This window comes from Enterobacter sp. FW301-JW81 (genome assembly GCF_058788735.1).
Map to the genome: position 1 here is coordinate 269,378 of NZ_JBYTBA010000003.1, position 17,457 is coordinate 286,834.

General features: G+C 51.5%; 14 protein-coding genes, 1 tRNA gene and 3 pseudogenes. 5 read left to right on the plus strand and 13 right to left on the minus strand.

Annotated features, from left to right (window positions below; genetic code table 11):
* The first annotated feature begins 208 nt into the window (after positions 1 to 208).
* From rpsU to rpoD, 3 genes are all read left to right on the plus strand, one after another.
* The gene (gene rpsU, locus AC3WOK_RS12295; RefSeq protein ID WP_001144069.1) at positions 209 to 424 is read left to right on the plus strand and encodes a 30S ribosomal protein S21; all 216 of its coding nucleotides are present in this window, start codon (positions 209 to 211) and stop codon (positions 422 to 424) included.
* Positions 425 to 539: 115 nt separating this feature from the next.
* The gene (gene dnaG, locus AC3WOK_RS12300) at positions 540 to 2,285 is read left to right on the plus strand and encodes a DNA primase (protein WP_047347803.1); all 1,746 of its coding nucleotides are present in this window, start codon (positions 540 to 542) and stop codon (positions 2,283 to 2,285) included.
* A gap of 165 nt (positions 2,286 to 2,450) precedes the next feature.
* Positions 2,451 to 4,298: an RNA polymerase sigma factor RpoD gene (gene rpoD / locus AC3WOK_RS12305; RefSeq protein ID WP_023309228.1), complete on the plus strand. Its 1,848-nt coding sequence runs from the start codon at positions 2,451 to 2,453 to the stop codon at positions 4,296 to 4,298.
* Between the two features lie 164 nt (positions 4,299 to 4,462).
* On the opposite strand, the gene mug is transcribed toward rpoD, so the two are convergent.
* Positions 4,463 to 4,969, minus strand: coding sequence for a G/U mismatch-specific DNA glycosylase (gene mug / locus AC3WOK_RS12310; protein ID WP_059310567.1), 507 nt, complete (start codon positions 4,967 to 4,969; stop codon positions 4,463 to 4,465).
* A 125-nt stretch (positions 4,970 to 5,094) separates the two neighbouring features.
* On the opposite strand from mug, the gene AC3WOK_RS12315 reads away from it, so the two are divergent.
* A tRNA-Ile gene (locus tag AC3WOK_RS12315) sits at positions 5,095 to 5,170 on the plus strand.
* Positions 5,171 to 5,306: 136 nt separating this feature from the next.
* Here the strand turns inward: AC3WOK_RS12315 and AC3WOK_RS12320 are convergent.
* Positions 5,307 to 6,692: pseudogene (locus tag AC3WOK_RS12320) on the minus strand (replication endonuclease); the annotation flags it as partial.
* Here AC3WOK_RS12320 and AC3WOK_RS12325 point away from each other — a divergent pair.
* Positions 6,682 to 7,392 (plus strand): annotated as a pseudogene (locus AC3WOK_RS12325) (phage integrase); the annotation flags it as partial. The pseudogenes AC3WOK_RS12320 and AC3WOK_RS12325 sit on opposite strands and share 11 nt — an antisense overlap.
* Here AC3WOK_RS12325 and AC3WOK_RS12330 read toward each other — a convergent pair.
* From AC3WOK_RS12330 to AC3WOK_RS12380, 11 genes and pseudogenes are all read right to left on the minus strand, one after another.
* Positions 7,346 to 8,485, minus strand: coding sequence for a reverse transcriptase family protein (locus AC3WOK_RS12330; protein ID WP_492354593.1), 1,140 nt, complete (start codon positions 8,483 to 8,485; stop codon positions 7,346 to 7,348). The pseudogene AC3WOK_RS12325 and the gene AC3WOK_RS12330 overlap by 47 nt on opposite strands.
* Before the next feature lie 147 nt (positions 8,486 to 8,632).
* On the minus strand, positions 8,633 to 9,844 hold the full coding sequence (locus tag AC3WOK_RS12335) for a phosphoribosyltransferase-like protein (RefSeq protein WP_492354594.1): 1,212 nt from the start codon (positions 9,842 to 9,844) through the stop codon (positions 8,633 to 8,635).
* Positions 9,845 to 10,372: 528 nt separating this feature from the next.
* Positions 10,373 to 10,796: pseudogene (gene tnpA, locus AC3WOK_RS12340) on the minus strand (IS200/IS605 family transposase).
* Positions 10,797 to 10,956: 160 nt separating this feature from the next.
* The gene (locus AC3WOK_RS12345) at positions 10,957 to 11,157 is read right to left on the minus strand and encodes an ogr/Delta-like zinc finger family protein (protein WP_492354595.1); all 201 of its coding nucleotides are present in this window, start codon (positions 11,155 to 11,157) and stop codon (positions 10,957 to 10,959) included.
* Positions 11,158 to 11,224: 67 nt separating this feature from the next.
* Positions 11,225 to 12,379, minus strand: a complete 1,155-nt coding sequence (locus AC3WOK_RS12350; protein WP_252000859.1) for a phage late control D family protein — start codon at positions 12,377 to 12,379, stop codon at positions 11,225 to 11,227.
* Positions 12,376 to 12,840, minus strand: coding sequence for a phage tail protein (locus tag AC3WOK_RS12355; protein ID WP_063432380.1), 465 nt, complete (start codon positions 12,838 to 12,840; stop codon positions 12,376 to 12,378). The genes AC3WOK_RS12350 and AC3WOK_RS12355 overlap by 4 nt, the downstream gene beginning before the upstream one ends.
* 11 nt (positions 12,841 to 12,851) lie before the next feature.
* Complete coding sequence (locus AC3WOK_RS12360) at positions 12,852 to 15,131, minus strand: phage tail tape measure protein (protein ID WP_492354596.1); 2,280 nt, start codon at positions 15,129 to 15,131, stop codon at positions 12,852 to 12,854.
* Positions 15,124 to 15,243 carry a GpE family phage tail protein gene (locus AC3WOK_RS12365; protein WP_023616176.1) on the minus strand — a complete coding sequence of 40 codons (120 nt, stop codon included), beginning with the start codon at positions 15,241 to 15,243 and terminating at the stop codon, positions 15,124 to 15,126. Before AC3WOK_RS12365 ends, AC3WOK_RS12360 begins: the two co-directional genes overlap by 8 nt.
* 32 nt (positions 15,244 to 15,275) lie before the next feature.
* Positions 15,276 to 15,584, minus strand: coding sequence for a phage tail assembly protein (locus tag AC3WOK_RS12370; protein WP_059310559.1), 309 nt, complete (start codon positions 15,582 to 15,584; stop codon positions 15,276 to 15,278).
* A gap of 56 nt (positions 15,585 to 15,640) precedes the next feature.
* Entirely contained in the window at positions 15,641 to 16,159 is a 519-nt protein-coding gene (locus AC3WOK_RS12375) for a phage major tail tube protein (protein WP_047347797.1), read from the minus strand.
* Between the two features lie 11 nt (positions 16,160 to 16,170).
* Entirely contained in the window at positions 16,171 to 17,364 is a 1,194-nt protein-coding gene (locus AC3WOK_RS12380; RefSeq protein WP_047347796.1) for a phage tail sheath protein, read from the minus strand.
* Between the last annotated feature and the right edge of the window lie 93 nt (positions 17,365 to 17,457).

Here is a 17,457-nt window from a genome sequence, read left to right on the forward strand (position 1 = left end):
GCAGTGTAGAGCCTGGGCGGGTTGATGTAAAACTTTGTTCGCCCCAGGAAGAAGGCTCGTGTATACTCCTCACCCTTATTAAAGTCCCTTTCAAAATCGCATCGGTGCTTTACAAAGCAGCAGCATTTGCAGTAAAATTCCGCACCATTTTGAAATAAGCTGGCGTTGATGCCAGCGGCAAACCGAATTTATTAAAGGTGAGAGTTACATGCCGGTAATTAAAGTACGTGAAAACGAGCCGTTCGACGTAGCACTGCGTCGCTTCAAACGTTCATGCGAGAAAGCAGGTGTTCTGGCTGAAGTTCGTCGTCGTGAGTTTTATGAAAAACCAACGACCGAACGTAAGCGCGCTAAAGCTTCCGCTGTGAAACGTCACGCGAAGAAACTGGCTCGCGAAAACGCACGCCGTACTCGTCTGTACTAATTGGTTGAGGGCCTCAGCCCTCAATTGACAGACAGAGTAATAGTCGTAAGGCCGTGCTTCCGGAAGGAATGCGCGGCTTGTTTTCGTTTATGAGTCGCTAAAAATAACGGGGCATATGGCCGGAAGAATCCCACGCGTTTTCATCAATGACCTGCTCGCCAGAACCGACATCGTCGATCTCATCGACGCGCGGGTAAAGCTGAAAAAGCAGGGCAAGAATTACCATGCGTGCTGTCCGTTCCATAACGAAAAAACCCCCTCCTTCACCGTAAACGGTGAAAAGCAGTTTTACCATTGCTTCGGCTGTGGTGCTCACGGTAATGCCGTTGATTTTTTAATGAACTACGACAAGCTCGAGTTCGTTGAAACCGTCGAAGAACTGGCGGCGATGCATAACCTTGAAGTGCCGTATGAAGCAGGCAGTGGGCCAAGTCAGATCGAGCGCCATCAACGGCAAACGCTGTATCAACTGATGGATGGCCTGAATTCGTTTTACCAACAGTCTCTTAAGCACTCTGCGGCTGAGCCTGCGCGTCAGTATCTGAACAAGCGCGGACTGAGCGACGATGTCATTGCGCGTTTCGCTATTGGTTACGCCCCGCCCGGCTGGGACAACGTGTTAAAGCGTTTTGGCGGCAATAGCGAAGATCGTAAGTCTCTCATCGATGCAGGCATGCTGGTCACCAACGACCAGGGACGAAGCTACGACCGCTTCCGCGAACGGGTGATGTTCCCGATCCGCGACAAGCGTGGCCGGGTAATTGGTTTTGGTGGTCGCGTGCTGGGTGATGCCCTGCCGAAGTACCTCAACTCCCCGGAAACCGATATTTTCCATAAGGGCCGCCAGCTCTACGGCCTTTATGAGGCGCAACAGAACAACGCGGAACCTCCGCGTCTTCTGGTCGTCGAAGGGTATATGGACGTCGTGGCGCTGGCGCAGTACGACATTAACTACGCGGTGGCGTCGTTAGGAACGTCCACGACGGCGGATCACATCCAGCTGCTGTTCCGCGTGACCAACAACGTGATTTGTTGTTACGACGGAGACCGCGCCGGACGCGACGCCGCCTGGCGCGCGCTGGAAACCGCGCTCCCCTACATGACCGACGGCCGTCAGCTGCGCTTTATGTTTCTGCCCGACGGCGAAGATCCGGATACGCTGGTGCGTAAAGAGGGCAAAGCGGCATTTGAAGCGCGGATGGAGCAGGCTCAGCCGCTCTCCACGTTTTTGTTTAACAGCCTGATGCCGCAGGTCGATTTGAGTACCCCTGACGGGCGCGCGCAGCTCAGTACGCTGGCGCTGCCGTTAATCAGCCAGGTGCCCGGCGAAACGCTGCGCATCTATCTGCGTCAGGAGTTAGGCAACAAGCTCGGCATTCTGGATGACAGCCAGCTTGAACGTTTAATGCCTAAACACGCTGAAAACGGTGCGGTTCGCGCCGCGCCTCAGCTAAAACGCACAACCATGCGTATACTGATAGGGTTGCTGGTACAAAATCCCGAGCTTGCACCGCAGGTGCCGTCGCTGGCGGGTTTGAACCACGAAAAATTGCCCGGACTTGGCTTATTTTCAGAACTGGTCAACACTTGTTTGTCTCAGCCAGGTCTGACCACCGGACAACTTTTAGAGCATTATCGCGGCACAAAAGAGGCCGCTACCCTTGAAAAATTGTCGATGTGGGACGATATAGCAGATAAGGACATTGCAGAAAAAACGTTCACCGACTCACTCAACCATATGTTTGATTCGATGCTCGAGCTGCGCCAGGAAGAGTTGATTGCTCGCGAGCGCACGCACGGTTTGAGCAGCGAAGAACGCCGGGAGCTCTGGATGATAAACCAGGAACTGGCGAAGAAATAAGTCAAAGACAATAGTATTTAACGGCTTAAGTGCCGAATATCGATCGGGAAGCCCCCGGCAGCCGCACTGAGAGGCAGCGGCAAAAATATAAGTACGCCCTCGCTTTAAAGGTTGGCAGCCCCATCGCCGACACCAATCAAACGAATTAAGTGTGGATACCGTCTTATGGAGCAAAACCCGCAGTCACAGCTGAAACTTCTTGTCCAACGTGGTAAGGAGCAAGGCTATCTGACCTATGCCGAGGTCAATGACCATCTGCCGGAAGATATCGTCGATTCAGATCAAATCGAAGACATCATCCAAATGATCAATGACATGGGCATTCAGGTGATGGAAGAAGCACCGGATGCCGATGATCTGTTGCTGGCTGAAACCTCCAACAACACTGACGAAGATGCGGAAGAAGCTGCTGCACAGGTACTGTCCAGCGTGGAATCTGAAATCGGGCGTACCACTGACCCGGTCCGCATGTACATGCGCGAAATGGGTACCGTTGAACTGTTGACCCGCGAAGGCGAAATTGACATCGCAAAACGCATCGAAGACGGGATCAACCAGGTTCAGTGCTCTGTTGCCGAGTACCCGGAAGCGATCACCTATCTGCTGGAGCAGTACGATCGCGTTGAAGCGGAAGAAGCGCGCCTGTCTGACCTGATCACCGGTTTTGTCGACCCGAACGCTGAAGAAGATATGGCACCTACCGCCACTCACGTCGGTTCTGAACTGTCTCAGGAAGAGATGGATGATGACGAAGACGAAGATGAGGAAGAGAGCGACGACGACACCGCGGATGATGACAACAGCATCGACCCGGAACTGGCGCGTGAGAAGTTTGCCGAGCTGCGTACCCAGTACGAAGTGACGCGTGACACCATCAAAGCGAAAGGCCGCAGCCATGCCGCCGCTCAGGAAGAGATCCTGAAGCTGTCTGAAGTGTTCAAACAGTTCCGCCTGGTGCCAAAACAGTTCGACTACCTGGTGAACAGCATGCGCGTGATGATGGATCGCGTACGTACCCAGGAACGCATCATCATGAAGCTGTGCGTTGAGCAGTGCAAAATGCCGAAGAAGAACTTCATCACCCTCTTCACCGGCAACGAAACCAGCGAAACCTGGTTCAACGCCGCTATCGCGATGAACAAGCCATGGTCTGAAAAACTGCACGACGTGAAGGACGATGTGCATCGCGGCCTGCAGAAGCTGCATCAGATTGAAGAAGAGACCGGCCTGACCATCGAGCAGGTTAAAGACATCAACCGTCGTATGTCCATCGGTGAAGCGAAAGCCCGCCGTGCGAAGAAAGAGATGGTTGAAGCGAACCTGCGTCTGGTTATCTCTATCGCCAAGAAATACACCAACCGTGGTCTGCAGTTCCTGGATCTTATTCAGGAAGGCAACATCGGTCTGATGAAAGCGGTAGACAAGTTTGAATACCGTCGTGGCTACAAGTTCTCCACCTACGCAACCTGGTGGATCCGTCAGGCTATCACCCGCTCTATCGCGGATCAGGCGCGCACCATCCGTATTCCGGTGCATATGATTGAGACCATTAACAAGCTCAACCGTATTTCCCGCCAGATGCTGCAGGAGATGGGCCGCGAGCCGACGCCAGAAGAGCTGGCCGAGCGCATGCTGATGCCGGAAGACAAGATCCGTAAAGTGCTGAAGATCGCCAAAGAGCCTATCTCCATGGAAACACCAATCGGTGATGATGAAGATTCGCATCTGGGTGATTTCATCGAGGATACCACCCTCGAGCTGCCGCTGGACTCTGCTACCACCGAGAGCCTGCGTGCTGCCACGCACGACGTGCTGGCTGGCCTGACCGCCCGTGAAGCGAAAGTGCTGCGTATGCGTTTCGGTATCGATATGAACACCGACCACACGCTGGAAGAAGTGGGTAAACAGTTCGACGTGACCCGCGAACGTATCCGTCAGATCGAAGCGAAGGCGCTGCGTAAGCTGCGTCACCCAAGCCGCTCTGAAGTGCTGCGTAGCTTCCTGGACGATTAATCCGGGTAAACAGCAAAAAGCTCCCAGTCGGGAGCTTTTTTTTTGCCTATCCCCTCTCCCTGTGGGCTGAGGGATCCCCACAAAATAATGCCAGCACAGACGTCCCCCTCTCCCTTGAGGGAGAGGGCTAGGGTGAGGGTGAGAGCATCAGGCCACAGAAGCCCCTAAAGCCCCCGCACCATCAGCGCCTCATCCAGTTCCCGATACGCCTCCACCAGCTTATCCAGCGTCGCCCTGTTGAGCCCGCTCGGATTCGGCAGCACCCATACCTGCGTCACACCGATGGTGATGGCCTGCTTGCCCCACTGCGCCCCGCGCTGGCTGAACGCCTGCTCGTAGGCCTGCTTACCGAGGATCGCCAGCGCGGCCGGCTGATAATCTTCTATCTTTTTGACCAGCTCTCGCCCGCCGCTTCGCAGCTCATGCAGGTTAACCTCGCTCGCCTGCACCGTAGGCCGCTCGACCAGCATGGTGATCCCGCAGCGCGTATCCAGCAGGTGCTGCTCCTCTTCGGGCTTGAGTAGCCTGTCGGTAAACCCGGCCTGGTAGATCACCTTCCAGAAGCGATTGCCCGGATGGGCGAAGTGAAAACCGGTGTGCGCCGAGGACTTGCCCGGGTTAATTCCGCAGAACACCACCCTCAGGCCAGGGGCCAGAATATCGTTGATCATCTTTACTCCCGATCGATACATCGTGATTGAAGTATAAAGGATTGATTATGCGTTGTTTATAAAAACAGCAGGCAGGTGTGAATGGCTGGATTGCTGCGGGGAGTTACTTTATAATTCACCGCCACGGCCCCTTAGCTCAGTGGTTAGAGCAGGCGACTCATAATCGCTTGGTCGCTGGTTCAAGTCCAGCAGGGGCCACCAAATTTTAGATTTAAAATCAAATAAAAAAGCCACTCTAGCTAGTGGCTTTTTTATTTATGGTTTCATCGTTGGCAGCAAAATGGCAGCAGGAAATAAGCTGCCACCAATAAAAAAACCGCCGAAGCGGGTTAGTTTGTCAAAAATTCATGTGCCCCTGACCACTGTTTAAAGGGTGCGGAGGCACATGATCGACCTGTCCGGGTGTTACGATAAAGCGCACTACGGTTTCATGAGTAACAAAAGTGGTTCCACAGTTAATGTTTTGGCACTGGCAATAACGCTCTTTCGTATTATCTGATACACGAAAGCTACTGCGAGTATGTGCCGCGTGTCCGCATTTCGGACAATTCATCATATCCGTTTCTCCCCAAGGGGCGCAAGCGCCCTGGTCGGCTGTCGCCTCCTGAAAGTCAACGGCTTTACGAACCATTTTCCACTTCACTGCATGAGTGCAGATCCGGCCCTCAATGATCGGGGACCAGATGCCATAAATACGAACACCGTGATCGCCGTAGGCGCTCGGCTTGTCGTTCAGCTCATAGGCAGTTCTGACCAGGTGATGCTTACGGGAAACAAGAACGCCGCCCTGCTTCATGATGTAGGTGGCAAAACAGCCAGCATCAGCTGCGGCCAGCACAGCATCCAGACGCGGGTTTTCCAGTACGGGCGCGCCGGCCTTCTTGTCACCCTGCGCCCTGGCAGCCTGACCGGCCAGCAGGCGAAGCTCGCGGTACACCTGGCGGCCAGGAATCCCAAAGAAGCGGAATTGCTGGACACGGTGCAGCGAAGCCCAGGTGTTTACGTTCTCAGCGTTATCGCGCAGTGATCTGCCTGTTTCTTTGCTGACTTCCTGCGCCAGCCCGCGCCCGTCGATATTTTTGCTGATGTATTTGGCGATATAGCTGGTCGGTGTACCCTTGCGCGGGTTGATAAGCTCAGACTTGAATCGCGGCCCGGTATTGGTACCCAGCTCCTCCCGGTCCTCACGAATGGCGAATTTACGCAGTAGCGCGGTAATGGATTTGCGGTCTTTTTTGCGCATGAAGCAAAGCAGATGCCAGTGCACGGTGCCGTCATGGTGTGGCTCAGCAACGCGGACGCCATACCAGCGCAGCCCGGCTTTGTGCATCGCCTTACGGAAAGCGGCAAACATATTCACCAGATAATCGCTGCTCTGGCGGACCGTGGTACTGGTCCATTTCGGGTTTGGCCTGCCGTTATTGAGCGTTGCGTGAAAGCGTGACGGGCAGGTGATGGTATAGAACACGGCGCATTCACCACGCATTTCTGCGATCAGCTCCAGCCCCTTAACGCAGGCCATCATTTCGTTGCGCCGGTGCGCCGGATTGCTGCTGCTGGCGTTTACCACTTCTTCCATATCCAGCGTGTCACCTTCGGCGTTAACCAGCTCATGCGAGCGGAAAAACTCCAGGGATTTGCGGCGCTGTTCGCGTTTGTGGATCACAGCCTCATAGCTGACATACGGGGACGCCTTTTTGTTAACCAGGCAGACGGCGCGCACGGTGAATTTAGAGCTGGCTTATTTCAGGGCGATGTTTAATGAGCTGCGCCGGTTGGATGAATGGACTGCGCCCAACCCGTTAGAGAACGTGCGAGAGTTCAAAATCAGTGAATCTGAGATGGCGTATCTCACCATTGAGGAGATTAGAACCCTCCTCGCCGAATGTGAGAACAGCCGATCTGAAGATCTGACTACCATTGTGAAAATCTGTCTGGCAACAGGTGCACGATGGAGTGAAGCCGAAGGCCTGAAGGGCAACCAAATCCGCGCCGGTCAGATCATCTACGTGAAAACTAAAGGCAAGAAAAACCGCGCGGTGCCGATAACTGAAAAATTACAGGCTGAACTGCCATCCAGCAGGAAAGCGCAGGTGCTTTTTAAACCATGCTGTTCAGCCTTCAGAAAGGCCATGCAACGCGCCGGTATAGAAACACCTGCAGGCCAGCTTACTCATGTTTTACGCCATACCTTCGCGTCTCATTTCATGATGAACGGAGGTAATATCTTGGTGCTTCAACGCATATTAGGTCACACGGATATTAAGGTGACGATGCGGTATGCACACTTTGCTCCTGATCATCTAGTCGAGGCTAGGTTACTTAACCCATTAAGTAAAATAAAAAATAATCAACGAAAGACATTATTATGGCCACTCACAAGACAAAAAGAGGTAAATTTAACTTATCATAAACCTTCTTAAATTTACCGCCTTGAACGGGATCAATCGAGTATATGAAAGAAATCATTCCGCTAATGTGATTTGAGAATCCAATAATAGATTTATAATTATTTTTCACGCAATGATTAATGACACCATATTTCTCACAATAATACAAGTCAGCTTTTACCTTATCTCTAATTTCCTTTGGAATGCTAGGCTTATGAGTATTAACAATTAATCCAGTGACAATTTTCCTTGCCCCTGGAGGAACGATTCGAGTCTTTTTAGGGTTAATGTTGAATCCAAACTTTAATAATTCTTTCGAAACTAATTTTTTAAACGCTATGATTTCAGCCCTTGATGAAGAGTGGAAAGAAAAAGTTAAATCATCGGCATATCTTGTATAGCAAGCCTCATGGTTTAATGAAAGCATAAAAAGCAATTCATCAAGTTCTTTAAAAACAATGTTTGATAATGCAGGACTTGTTGGTGCTCCCTGTGGCAAACTCCCGACCTTATCGAATAGATATTCTTTAACAGCATAATTTTTTTCTGTATTAATCCATCTTTTCCCTACTCTCAAATGATCAACTTTGGTGCATAACTTGGCCATTTCAAGAGAAAGCAAGGCGGGGTAATTCATTTTTCTGAAAACATAATATACTTGCCTTTCAGAAATATTAGAGAAAAAGTCTTTGATATCTAATTTCAATAACCACTGAGCACCACAATGCGGAAGTGCATTATCATAAATAGATTCTCCAACCTTATAAGCTTTAGCGCAGTCATGTACATCGACTTGCCTAAGAATATTTCTTGCAATCCAAGACTGCACTATTTTGAGTACTGGGTGAGGAACATGAATATTTCTATAACCGCCAGTTCTTTTTTTAATATTAAAAGTACGATAATGAGGTTCTATTTCCGATAGATAATCTTTTCTCGAAACAAAGCTATGCAAATCATCATATTGAGTATTTGTACATTTTGACAAATGCCCCAAAGTGAAAATTACTGGATGGTGTGTACCACTAATAATATTGCCAGTTTGTACTAAATTTTTAAGATATGTTTTATCATAACCCTGAATGAGGCCATTTCTATGATAGGTATTGGGGACCCAACGATTCATTTACTTAACCTCACGAAGTGAGGGTGAAGCAAAAGCTTTGGAACGAAGGCTACGCGTGAACAAAGCTTTTGCTTCATCCGTTCGCAATAGTTAACATTCCCATCGAGTAATGGAATCCATACTCTGCTGAAGTTAGTCAGGCTAACACTAAATTTCACGAAGGATCCCCAAGTAACTAGAAGGATAGTAGTTTTCATATTCTTTATCAACATAAATTTTACTTTGTTTTTTATTCGACCTTAAAACATCTTTACCAAAGATAGTCAGACAGAAGTTTTTGTCAATTAATCCATACTGAGTTAGGATAGAAACAGCACTATCGAACTCTGTGTTTATTGGTGCAAAAACACTCTTAACCTTCTCAAGACTATAGCCTTTAGATATCAAGGCTAATATTAGTATATATACCTTAGTATCATTAGAAGCATCAAGTTTTTCACAAAATGAAAAAGCCAACTTATATTGCCCTGCATTCCACAATAGCTCAGGATATGTTTTATAAAAAAGGTCACCGTTAAATAATTTATATAATGAACTATCAATTGAACGCTCGCTAAAAATCGCATTCCAGCGACCAGTTGTTATGCCAGCCGCATTAACTTTTGGATTACCAGTTGCCCAAAGTATTGCAGGCGCGTTATTTGGGCAGCCATACTGAAATATTACTGGGGAACAATCTCCATTGTAACCTAAAGCCGCGTCTGGCTTATTAGTTCTAGCACCATACTTAATTAGTAAATTTTTCAAAGTAACATTACTTAACAAAGCTGACTTTTTTATTAGATTACCACAGACCACTCTAGATGAATCAATTGCCTTTAAATTATTTGTTAACTTAGTCAGTCCTCCTTGATGAATAGTATGACTAACAATCCAAATTTTGCAATAACCTCCGGAAACCCAACTCTTTATTGACTTCGATACATCATTTCTCCAGAATTTTAAAAATCTGTTTCCTGACCCAATAATATCATCTACATAAATAATATTTCTGACTTTGCTTTGTGACATCGAAATAACCCTCGGGGAGATTTCGATCCTTCCTTGAAGCTTCCTTTCCAAATTTTTAAGAATATGTCCAATCCTACCCGAGCTATCATTAGCCGCTTTATATTCTTTGCTTTTATTAAATTTATTTCCCGTGTTCTTTCTAATGGGGAAAATTGCAATGGATGTGTTATTATTCATCTGCAATTCATTGACTAACCCTTCCACTTTTTCTAGAATTGTTTTTTCAAAGTTCTCAAAGCTAACGTAATTAAGTGACTGTAAAAGTAACTCAGCTGCATATCTATCAACTAGATCAAACTGTTCAATCCATTGGTTGACACTGTTTAATTCCTTAATATCAAAACTCATGCGCTTGCTCCATCAAGTTTCAGAAAGACATAACAGACTACTGCGTGACGACTTCAATCGAAATTTATCTTGAATTTAAAAAATAATTAACAATATATATACTTCTTGAGCAGTTAAGTCAACATATAAAATTAATTATCCACCATAATAAATCAGCTAATTATATTTAAATTGCAGTAGGTATTTTTCGGTATAACTAATTTTATTATTCCTCCAATATTCGTATAGCATTTCTGAAACCAATTTCCTTAAATTTTTCTTCACTGATAATTTTGCAAAATGGCAGCAAAGTGGCAGCAGAGCGCAACGCTATGTGCCACTTTTCATCACTATTCGGCCTGAAGAAAACATAAAAATCAGTAAGTTACTGATTTCATTAACCTAGAATTGGGACTCATAATCGCTTGGTCGCTGGTTCAAGTCCAGCAGGGGCCACCAAATTTTAGCTGTAGAGTAAAAGACCACCTTCTTAGAAGGTGGCTTTTGAGAATGCCCCCTGTAAGGGGGGCGATTGTCACCTTCCTCATGCTACTCTAGCAATTCCATCTGCTGTTCGTGCGTTTGCTCCATTTTCTCCTGATGCCGCACATATTGTCTGATAATTTCCTCGTTCACACCGACAGTATCTACAAAGTATCCACGTGATACCCCATAGCTTCTTTCGTATATGTGGAAAACGATTGTAGAGCCTGATTGCACTGCGGCCTTTCAGATGCCCCATCAGGGTTGATATTGAGATTTTAGGTGGGACGATTACAACAAGATGTACATGATCTGGCTGAATATTTAGCTCAAGAACCTCACAATCTTTTATTCCGCAGAGAATGTAGATTGTCCTGTAAAGCTCCTTACCCAGCTTATCTTTCAGGATCCTGAAGCGGTACTTTGGCGTCCAGACTATGTGGTATTTGCAACGCCAATATACATGTGATGAACTCCTGTAAAGCCCCATGTCGGTCTGTCTCCTTTTACTTGTGGTGAGTAAGCAGAGATATTCCGGCATGGGCATTCTTCAGGCTATAGCCTTACAGGATCAATCACCACCTCCCTAGGAGGTGGTTTAGGGGTGACAATAAATAAGCCACTCATTGAGTGGCTTTTTTTATTGGTGTTTAAACAGCTGGTAGCGAAGTTATTCGGGCTTTGCCAGCGTCGCCAGGGGTCGCAATCAGACGCTCCACGGACTCCATCGTCACGAACGTACAGCTGCAGTCCACATTGGTGCACTGGTGATACCGCTCTTTGGTATTTTCACTCAAGTAGCGACTGGTACGCGCATGCGCTGAATGCTTGCACTTAGGACAATGAAACATGTACCCCTCCGTTTAATTCACAATTTGTGAATTAATAATACTCAAAAACAACGTAAAGGCAAATAAATTACTCACTGTCGACAGCAAATTTTTCGTCGGTGACGTTACGCTCAAGGTTCAGCTTCGTGGTGTATCCACTCCCGCTGAGGGTATGAACCACCTCGCTGATGATCCAGGCCTGCTCGTCAATGACGCGTTTAAAGCCGTTTACCAGCACCGGCGTTTCGGGGAACAGATCGGCGCGTCCCAGCGCCAGCTGGATGGAGAAATTCACGGTACCGCGCTGAAGCGCGCGCCACTTCGCCTCCGCAGCCCTCAGCGCCTGCTCTTCCGAGGCATACACCGTGGTGAGCTCAAATACGTTTTCCGCCGATCCCACCAGCATCTCTTGCGGCTTCTGCTCCTTCCCCCCTGCTCCCGCAATCGGCGCAGCGGCATCCGGGTGCTGCAGCCCCTCTGCCGCCTGCCCCTCAGGCAAACGATTAATACTCAATTGAGGATTTTGCTTTTTGGGGTCGCGCGTTTGCAGCCATTTGGCCGTCACGCCGGAGTAATTTTCACGGTCCGCGACGGAAAAAAGATGCTTATCGCCATCCCCACGTTCAATCATCATCAAGGGAATCGAGGTGCCGCCAGCCGTCACGGCCTGGCCCGCTTTCATAAAAATAACCTTGCCGGCTTTAATTGAAACAAAGGCACCGTTGCGTTCGGCCAGGCGGGTGAGAAACGCCGCGTCTGTCTCCTGAGACTGATCGATATGAGAAATAGCAATGGATGAAAGATCCGCCGCGACGCTGGCGGTCAGCCGGTTACGCTGAGCAATGGTATTCACGATCGCGCCGATCGTCGTGTCATGCCACGACTGTTCGCGCCGCACGTTTAGCTTTCCGCGAAAATCCGCGCTGCATCCCCGAATGGTCAGCGTGTCCGGCGCGCCCCGAAACTCAATGGTATCGACCGTAAAGTTCCCTTTCTGCTCGAGCGGGGTTCCCGCCCATCCCAGCCATAAGGAGAGCGTTGCCCCCCGGGCAGGCAGGTCTAACAGCCCGTCGGAATCATCCAGCTGAATATCCAGCTGATCGGCCTCCAGCCCGCGCTTGTCGGTCATGGTCAAACTGATAAGACGATGGCTGAAATTTTGCGTGATATCGCGATCGTCAAGCTTAAGCATAAAATCAGGGGCGATTTTCCCACCCGCCCGGATATTCATTTCAGCGATCATCCCGCCAGCCCTCCAATGCTATTATGTGCGCTTTCCACCAGCTCTGAAGCCTGCGTTCTCAGGTCGCCAAACATCGTCATCAGCGATTCGTCCACGCGTTTTAGCGACAGGGTAAACTCAATTTTTCGGGCGGCACCATCGCTGTAAAAATCCGTGTGCGTATGCGTGACTTTCTCAATGACAAACATGCCGTGAATGATGCCGGTGCCGTCTATCAACGGCCACGCCCGCCCTTCATTCGCCATCAGCTCGATCGCCTTCAGGGAGAGGCGCCCGCCGGTGATTTCCGGATAGAGCGTCCCTGTGAGCAAATGAGAAGTCTCGCCTTCGCCAAGATACTGCCAGGCTTTGGGTTTTCCGATGCGATCGTTGGACACCCAGCGGTAGTCCTTTGAAAATTGCATTGACTGATACGGTAAGGTTCGTCGTTCAAAGACAAACAGACCCAGCACCATTAACATTTTCTCTCTCCTCAACCATAAAAAAAGCTGGATTGCCGCTGTCTCGCTTTTTCACGTTCACTGTTCTCTATTTCCTCCCGGATTTGACGAGTCAGATCCGTTCCGGAGGCCGTGCTCCCCTGCAGCGTGATGTTGTATTCGCTTTTACTCTGATCGACGTAAGAACGTCCTCCCGCGGCAGCCGTCGGCTGGTATCCCATGAAGCCGCTATAAACAGGTGGCTCCAGGTCCCAGGCACTGCCGGCGTCAGCAGAGGATGTGCCTTCTTTCGGCACAGCCGAGTCGATATTGCCCGACTCTTTTTTTATGACGCCGAGCTTCTCCAGCAGCCAGCTGGCCTTGCCGCTCAGGCTGTTAAAGAGATTAAGCGGCGCCATTAGCGCATCGCCCAGCGCCTGACCGAACGCCACGCCGACATTTTTACAGCTGTCGAGCGTTTCCTGCGTTGCCTTAATCGGCGCAATCAGATCGGTAAACCACTGCCAGATCCCGCCCAGTTTTTCTGAAATGAAACCAAAGGCCTGTAACAGCGGAGCGAACAGCTCGCCCAGCGGCGCGAAAGCCGCAGAAAGCCCCTCAATCACTCCGCCAAAGAAGGCGCTGATGGGCTCCCAGTATTTAAAAATCAGCAAAGCACCGGCGGCAATCGCCGCGCCAAGGGCAATAACCGGCCAGCTAAGGGCGCCCAGCACCGTCATGATGGCACCACCCACCACGCTGAATACCGTTCCCAACATTCCTGCGGCGGTCATGACCAGATTCAGGCCAGACAACACCGGCGCGACGACCATCCCTAAGGTGCCCAGTACGCCGGTAAATGCCTGTGCGCCGATAATCACGCTGACCAGGGTTTGCGTCAGCTCAGGGTTAGCGTTTACCCAAAGCGAAAGCGTGCCGACCCACCCCGTTGCGGTAGTGGTCAGGTTGCGCAAAGCGCCATCCGATTTATCAAATACATCAATCTTCAACCCGTTCAACGCGGCCTGGAACCGGCTGATGTCGCCGTCAAGATTATCGGTCTGAACGGAAGCCGCGAGTGCGGTACTGCCCTTCGCCCCCTGCAGCTGCTGACGTTTTTCATCAAGCGATCCATCACCCGAAGCGGAAGCCAGCAACCCCGCGGCTTTTATGGCATCCGGAGTCTGAACATGGCGCAGCATCGCGCTGAGCGCGTCCCCGGCGGCGGCACCTTTCATTCCTTTTTCCGCCAGAACGCCAAGCAGCGCGGTGGTCTCTTCAAGCCCCAGACCGGAAGCATCCGCAGCGGGCGCGGCGGAGGTGATGGCGGCCTCCATCTCAGCGAGGGTGGTATTTGAAGAGGTAAAACCGCGCGTAAGCACGTCTGCGATGCGCCCCGCATCCGTATTCGCCAGGCGATACGCGGCCTGCGTGCTGGCGATCGTATCGGCCGCCTTAGCCGCGTCGACGTTCCCCGCCAGGCTGAGGTTGACCGCTGGCGCGGTGGCCGCAAGCAGCCCATCGGCGTCATAGCCTGAACGGGCCAGCGCGTTCTGAGCCCGAACGACCGTATCCGCAGGTACGCCGGCGCTGACGCTAACCTCCCGCGCCTGCTGGCGAATGGCCTCAAGCCGGGCGTCGCCCTTCTCCAGGCCAAGGCTTGCCTGTATGGCCGACATCTGCTTTTCAAAACTGATGCCGGGGGCCATGAACCGGGACGTCTGGTCAAAGCCCGCTTTGGCCATGCCCACGCCCGCATTAGCCAGCTGATGCACCCGTGCGGCAAAGCGTTTGCCTGACTCATAGCGATTCTGAACGGTACTCAGCCGCTCCTGCTGCTGGTTGACGCGGGCCAGCGCATCACGCTGTCGGTTAAGCTGCAGCGTTTTATCGCTGATGTGGGTGCGTAAACGACGCTCATCCGACGAGAGCGTGCGCGTGTTTATTCCCGCCTGGGCGAGTTCAGCGCGCTGGCGCTGCACCGAGTAGCGCAAGCTGTTGTACTCAAGCTTAAGGTCGGCTGCCGATTTTCGGGCTGCGGACAACGCATCGGCCTGGGCCTGGGTGGGGTTTTGCGTGTTCTTAAACTGCACCGCCAGCGCCGCTGCCTGCTGTTTCGCCAGGGCAAGCGACTGCTCCGTCACGGTGAGCCGGGCGTTTGCTTTCCTGAAGCCGTCAATACGCCCTGCCTGCTCATCGAGCGCCCCCAGCATCGTCTGCGTACTGCGGATATCGCTCGCGAGAGTGAGGCTGGCGTTATGGAGAGCGTTAAGCGGTCGGGTTGCCCGGTCGACTGCCTTAAGCAGCTCCTCAAGTCTGACATTATTACTCATGGTGGTTTCCGCTTCGCTGCAGCGCTTTTTCGCGCCATAAGAGGAGTTCGGTCACGCTCAGGGAGTACAGCTCTGACGGCGGCCAGTGAAAGATCACCGCGATATCCGCCATCAGATCGTCGACCGACAGTTTTTCGGGAAATTTCAGCGAGCCGAAGCCGGTGACAAAAAACCGATCACCTTACCTGCAAAAGAGAGCAGATCGCAGGCATCCAGGCGCGCAACCTCATGCTCGGTCAGCGCCGGCGAGGTCATTCGCGGCAGCACCTTGATCAGCGCATCGACGTCAGATTGCGCCAGCGACGCCAGCGACACCCCGCGCAGGGTTCCCGCATTGGGTTTGGCGACGGTCACCTTTTCGATTTTTTGCTCGCCGCGCAGAACGGGGCTATCCAGCGTGACGATATGTAGGTTTTCACTTTCGTTCATGGCAGTCTCGTTGATATTGTCCATTTCGTTACTCTTCAGAAAGTTAACTTACCGGCCGGCAGTCCCGGCCGGTTAAAGGGTTACAGGCCAATCGCCTTACGGTGTTCAGCCAGACGATCGACGCCGTCGACTTTCAGCACCATGTTGATGATGTCGATCTCGACGATCTCTTTGCCATCGATGGTCAGCTGGTAGTAAGCGCACTCGGTGGACATTTTGGTGGTGCCGCTCTCGCCCTGCTTGTTTTCACCGCCATCAAACTCTTTGTGACGGCCGCGCATGACGATCTCGACGGCGGAGATTTCGCCGGTGTCGTCACGCTGGAAGGAGCCGGTAAAGCGCAGAGGCACGCTGTCCGCGCCCGGAGAGGCGTACTGCGCCCACAGCGCCACGTCCGGCAGACCGCCAATGGTCCACTCCAGCGCCAGGGCATCATCGTCCAGGCCGAGGTCGATAGAGACCGAGCCAGGCATACCGCCGCCGCGATACTTCTCCAGTTTGCGGGTGAGCTTCGGTAAGGTGACAGACTCAACAACGCCCATATAGCTCAGGCCATCGTTGAACATATTCAGGTATTTAAGTTTGCGTGGTAACGCCATGCTTCAGCTCCTTAGCTATTAACCGAATCTGACAGGTCTGCCAGATAGGTATCGGTGATGCGCTGGCGCAGGGTCAGGTTTTCCAGCGGCGGGACAGGGGTGTAGTCGTAATCGATATACAGTTTCCCCGCTTTCAGGGTGGATGCGTCGTTCGATTCAGGGTCATACCAGCAGGTGCCGTCGACGATATAGCCGTTGGTTTTCAGCTCGCGGAACTTGGCGTTGATACCGGAAACGATGTCGCGGATAAGCGTTGGGGTGATAGGTTTATCCATCGCCCACGCATGCGCTTCCGCCATGGTATCGGCCAGCACCTGTGCGGTACGGGTGTAGTTTTCAAAGACGAATAACGGGTCGTCTGAGCAGGTGCGGTTACCCCAGAATTTGAAGCCGTCGTTGCGAATCAGCGTGGTGACGCCAGCCTGGTTAAGCAGGTTCGCATCGGTGGCCTGCTCCTGAAGATCCCAGGAGACGGAGGCGCTTACGCCCGTGACGCCGTTGACGCCAACGTTTGACAGGGTTTTATGCCAGCCCATGGTCTGGTCGATTTTGGCGCGCAGGCCAAGCGCACGGGCGGTAGCCCAGGCCGTTGTCGTTGCGTTCGTGGTGGTATCCCATGCCAGAAAATCAGGGTGGATAACCATCAGCTCGCGCTGGCTAAAGTTTTTGCGGTAGTTGATTGCCTCAGGAATCGTTTTACAGCCCCATGCGCTGACGTAGCCGAACGCGCGCAGGCTCTGGCACGTCGCTGCCAGTGCGGTCGCCACTTCCTGAGAATCCAGCCCCGGCACGCCGAGAATGCGCGGCTTCACGCCGGTTACCGTTTTCGCGGTCAGAAGCGCCTTCAGGCCAGTGTATTTGCCGTTTTCGTCGGTGGTACCGATGATGTTAGAGATAGTCCCTTTCTGTGCCGCTTCCGGATCTTCCGGGTCGTCGATACCTTCGGCAACGCGCACAACCACGACAACCGGTTTGCACTGGTCAGCGATCGCCTGCAGAGAAGCGGACAGCGTCCCCGCCTTGCCGGCTTTCGCAATCGCGTTTTGCACGTTGGTAATGAGCACTGGCTCGTTTAACGGAAATGTCTTGTCGTCAGCATCGCTGGCCGTACAGACCATGCCGATGATTGCCGTCGAGACGGTAGAAATGGTGCGCGTGCCATCGTTGATTTCGATGACTTCCACGCCGTGGTGATAGTCGCCCATCCGGTTAACTCCTTCGTTTAGTGGTGAGGCTATTGTCTGTGGAGTGCTCGATTGATGCGACTTATTGGGGTTGGGGAAAGGATTACACAACAA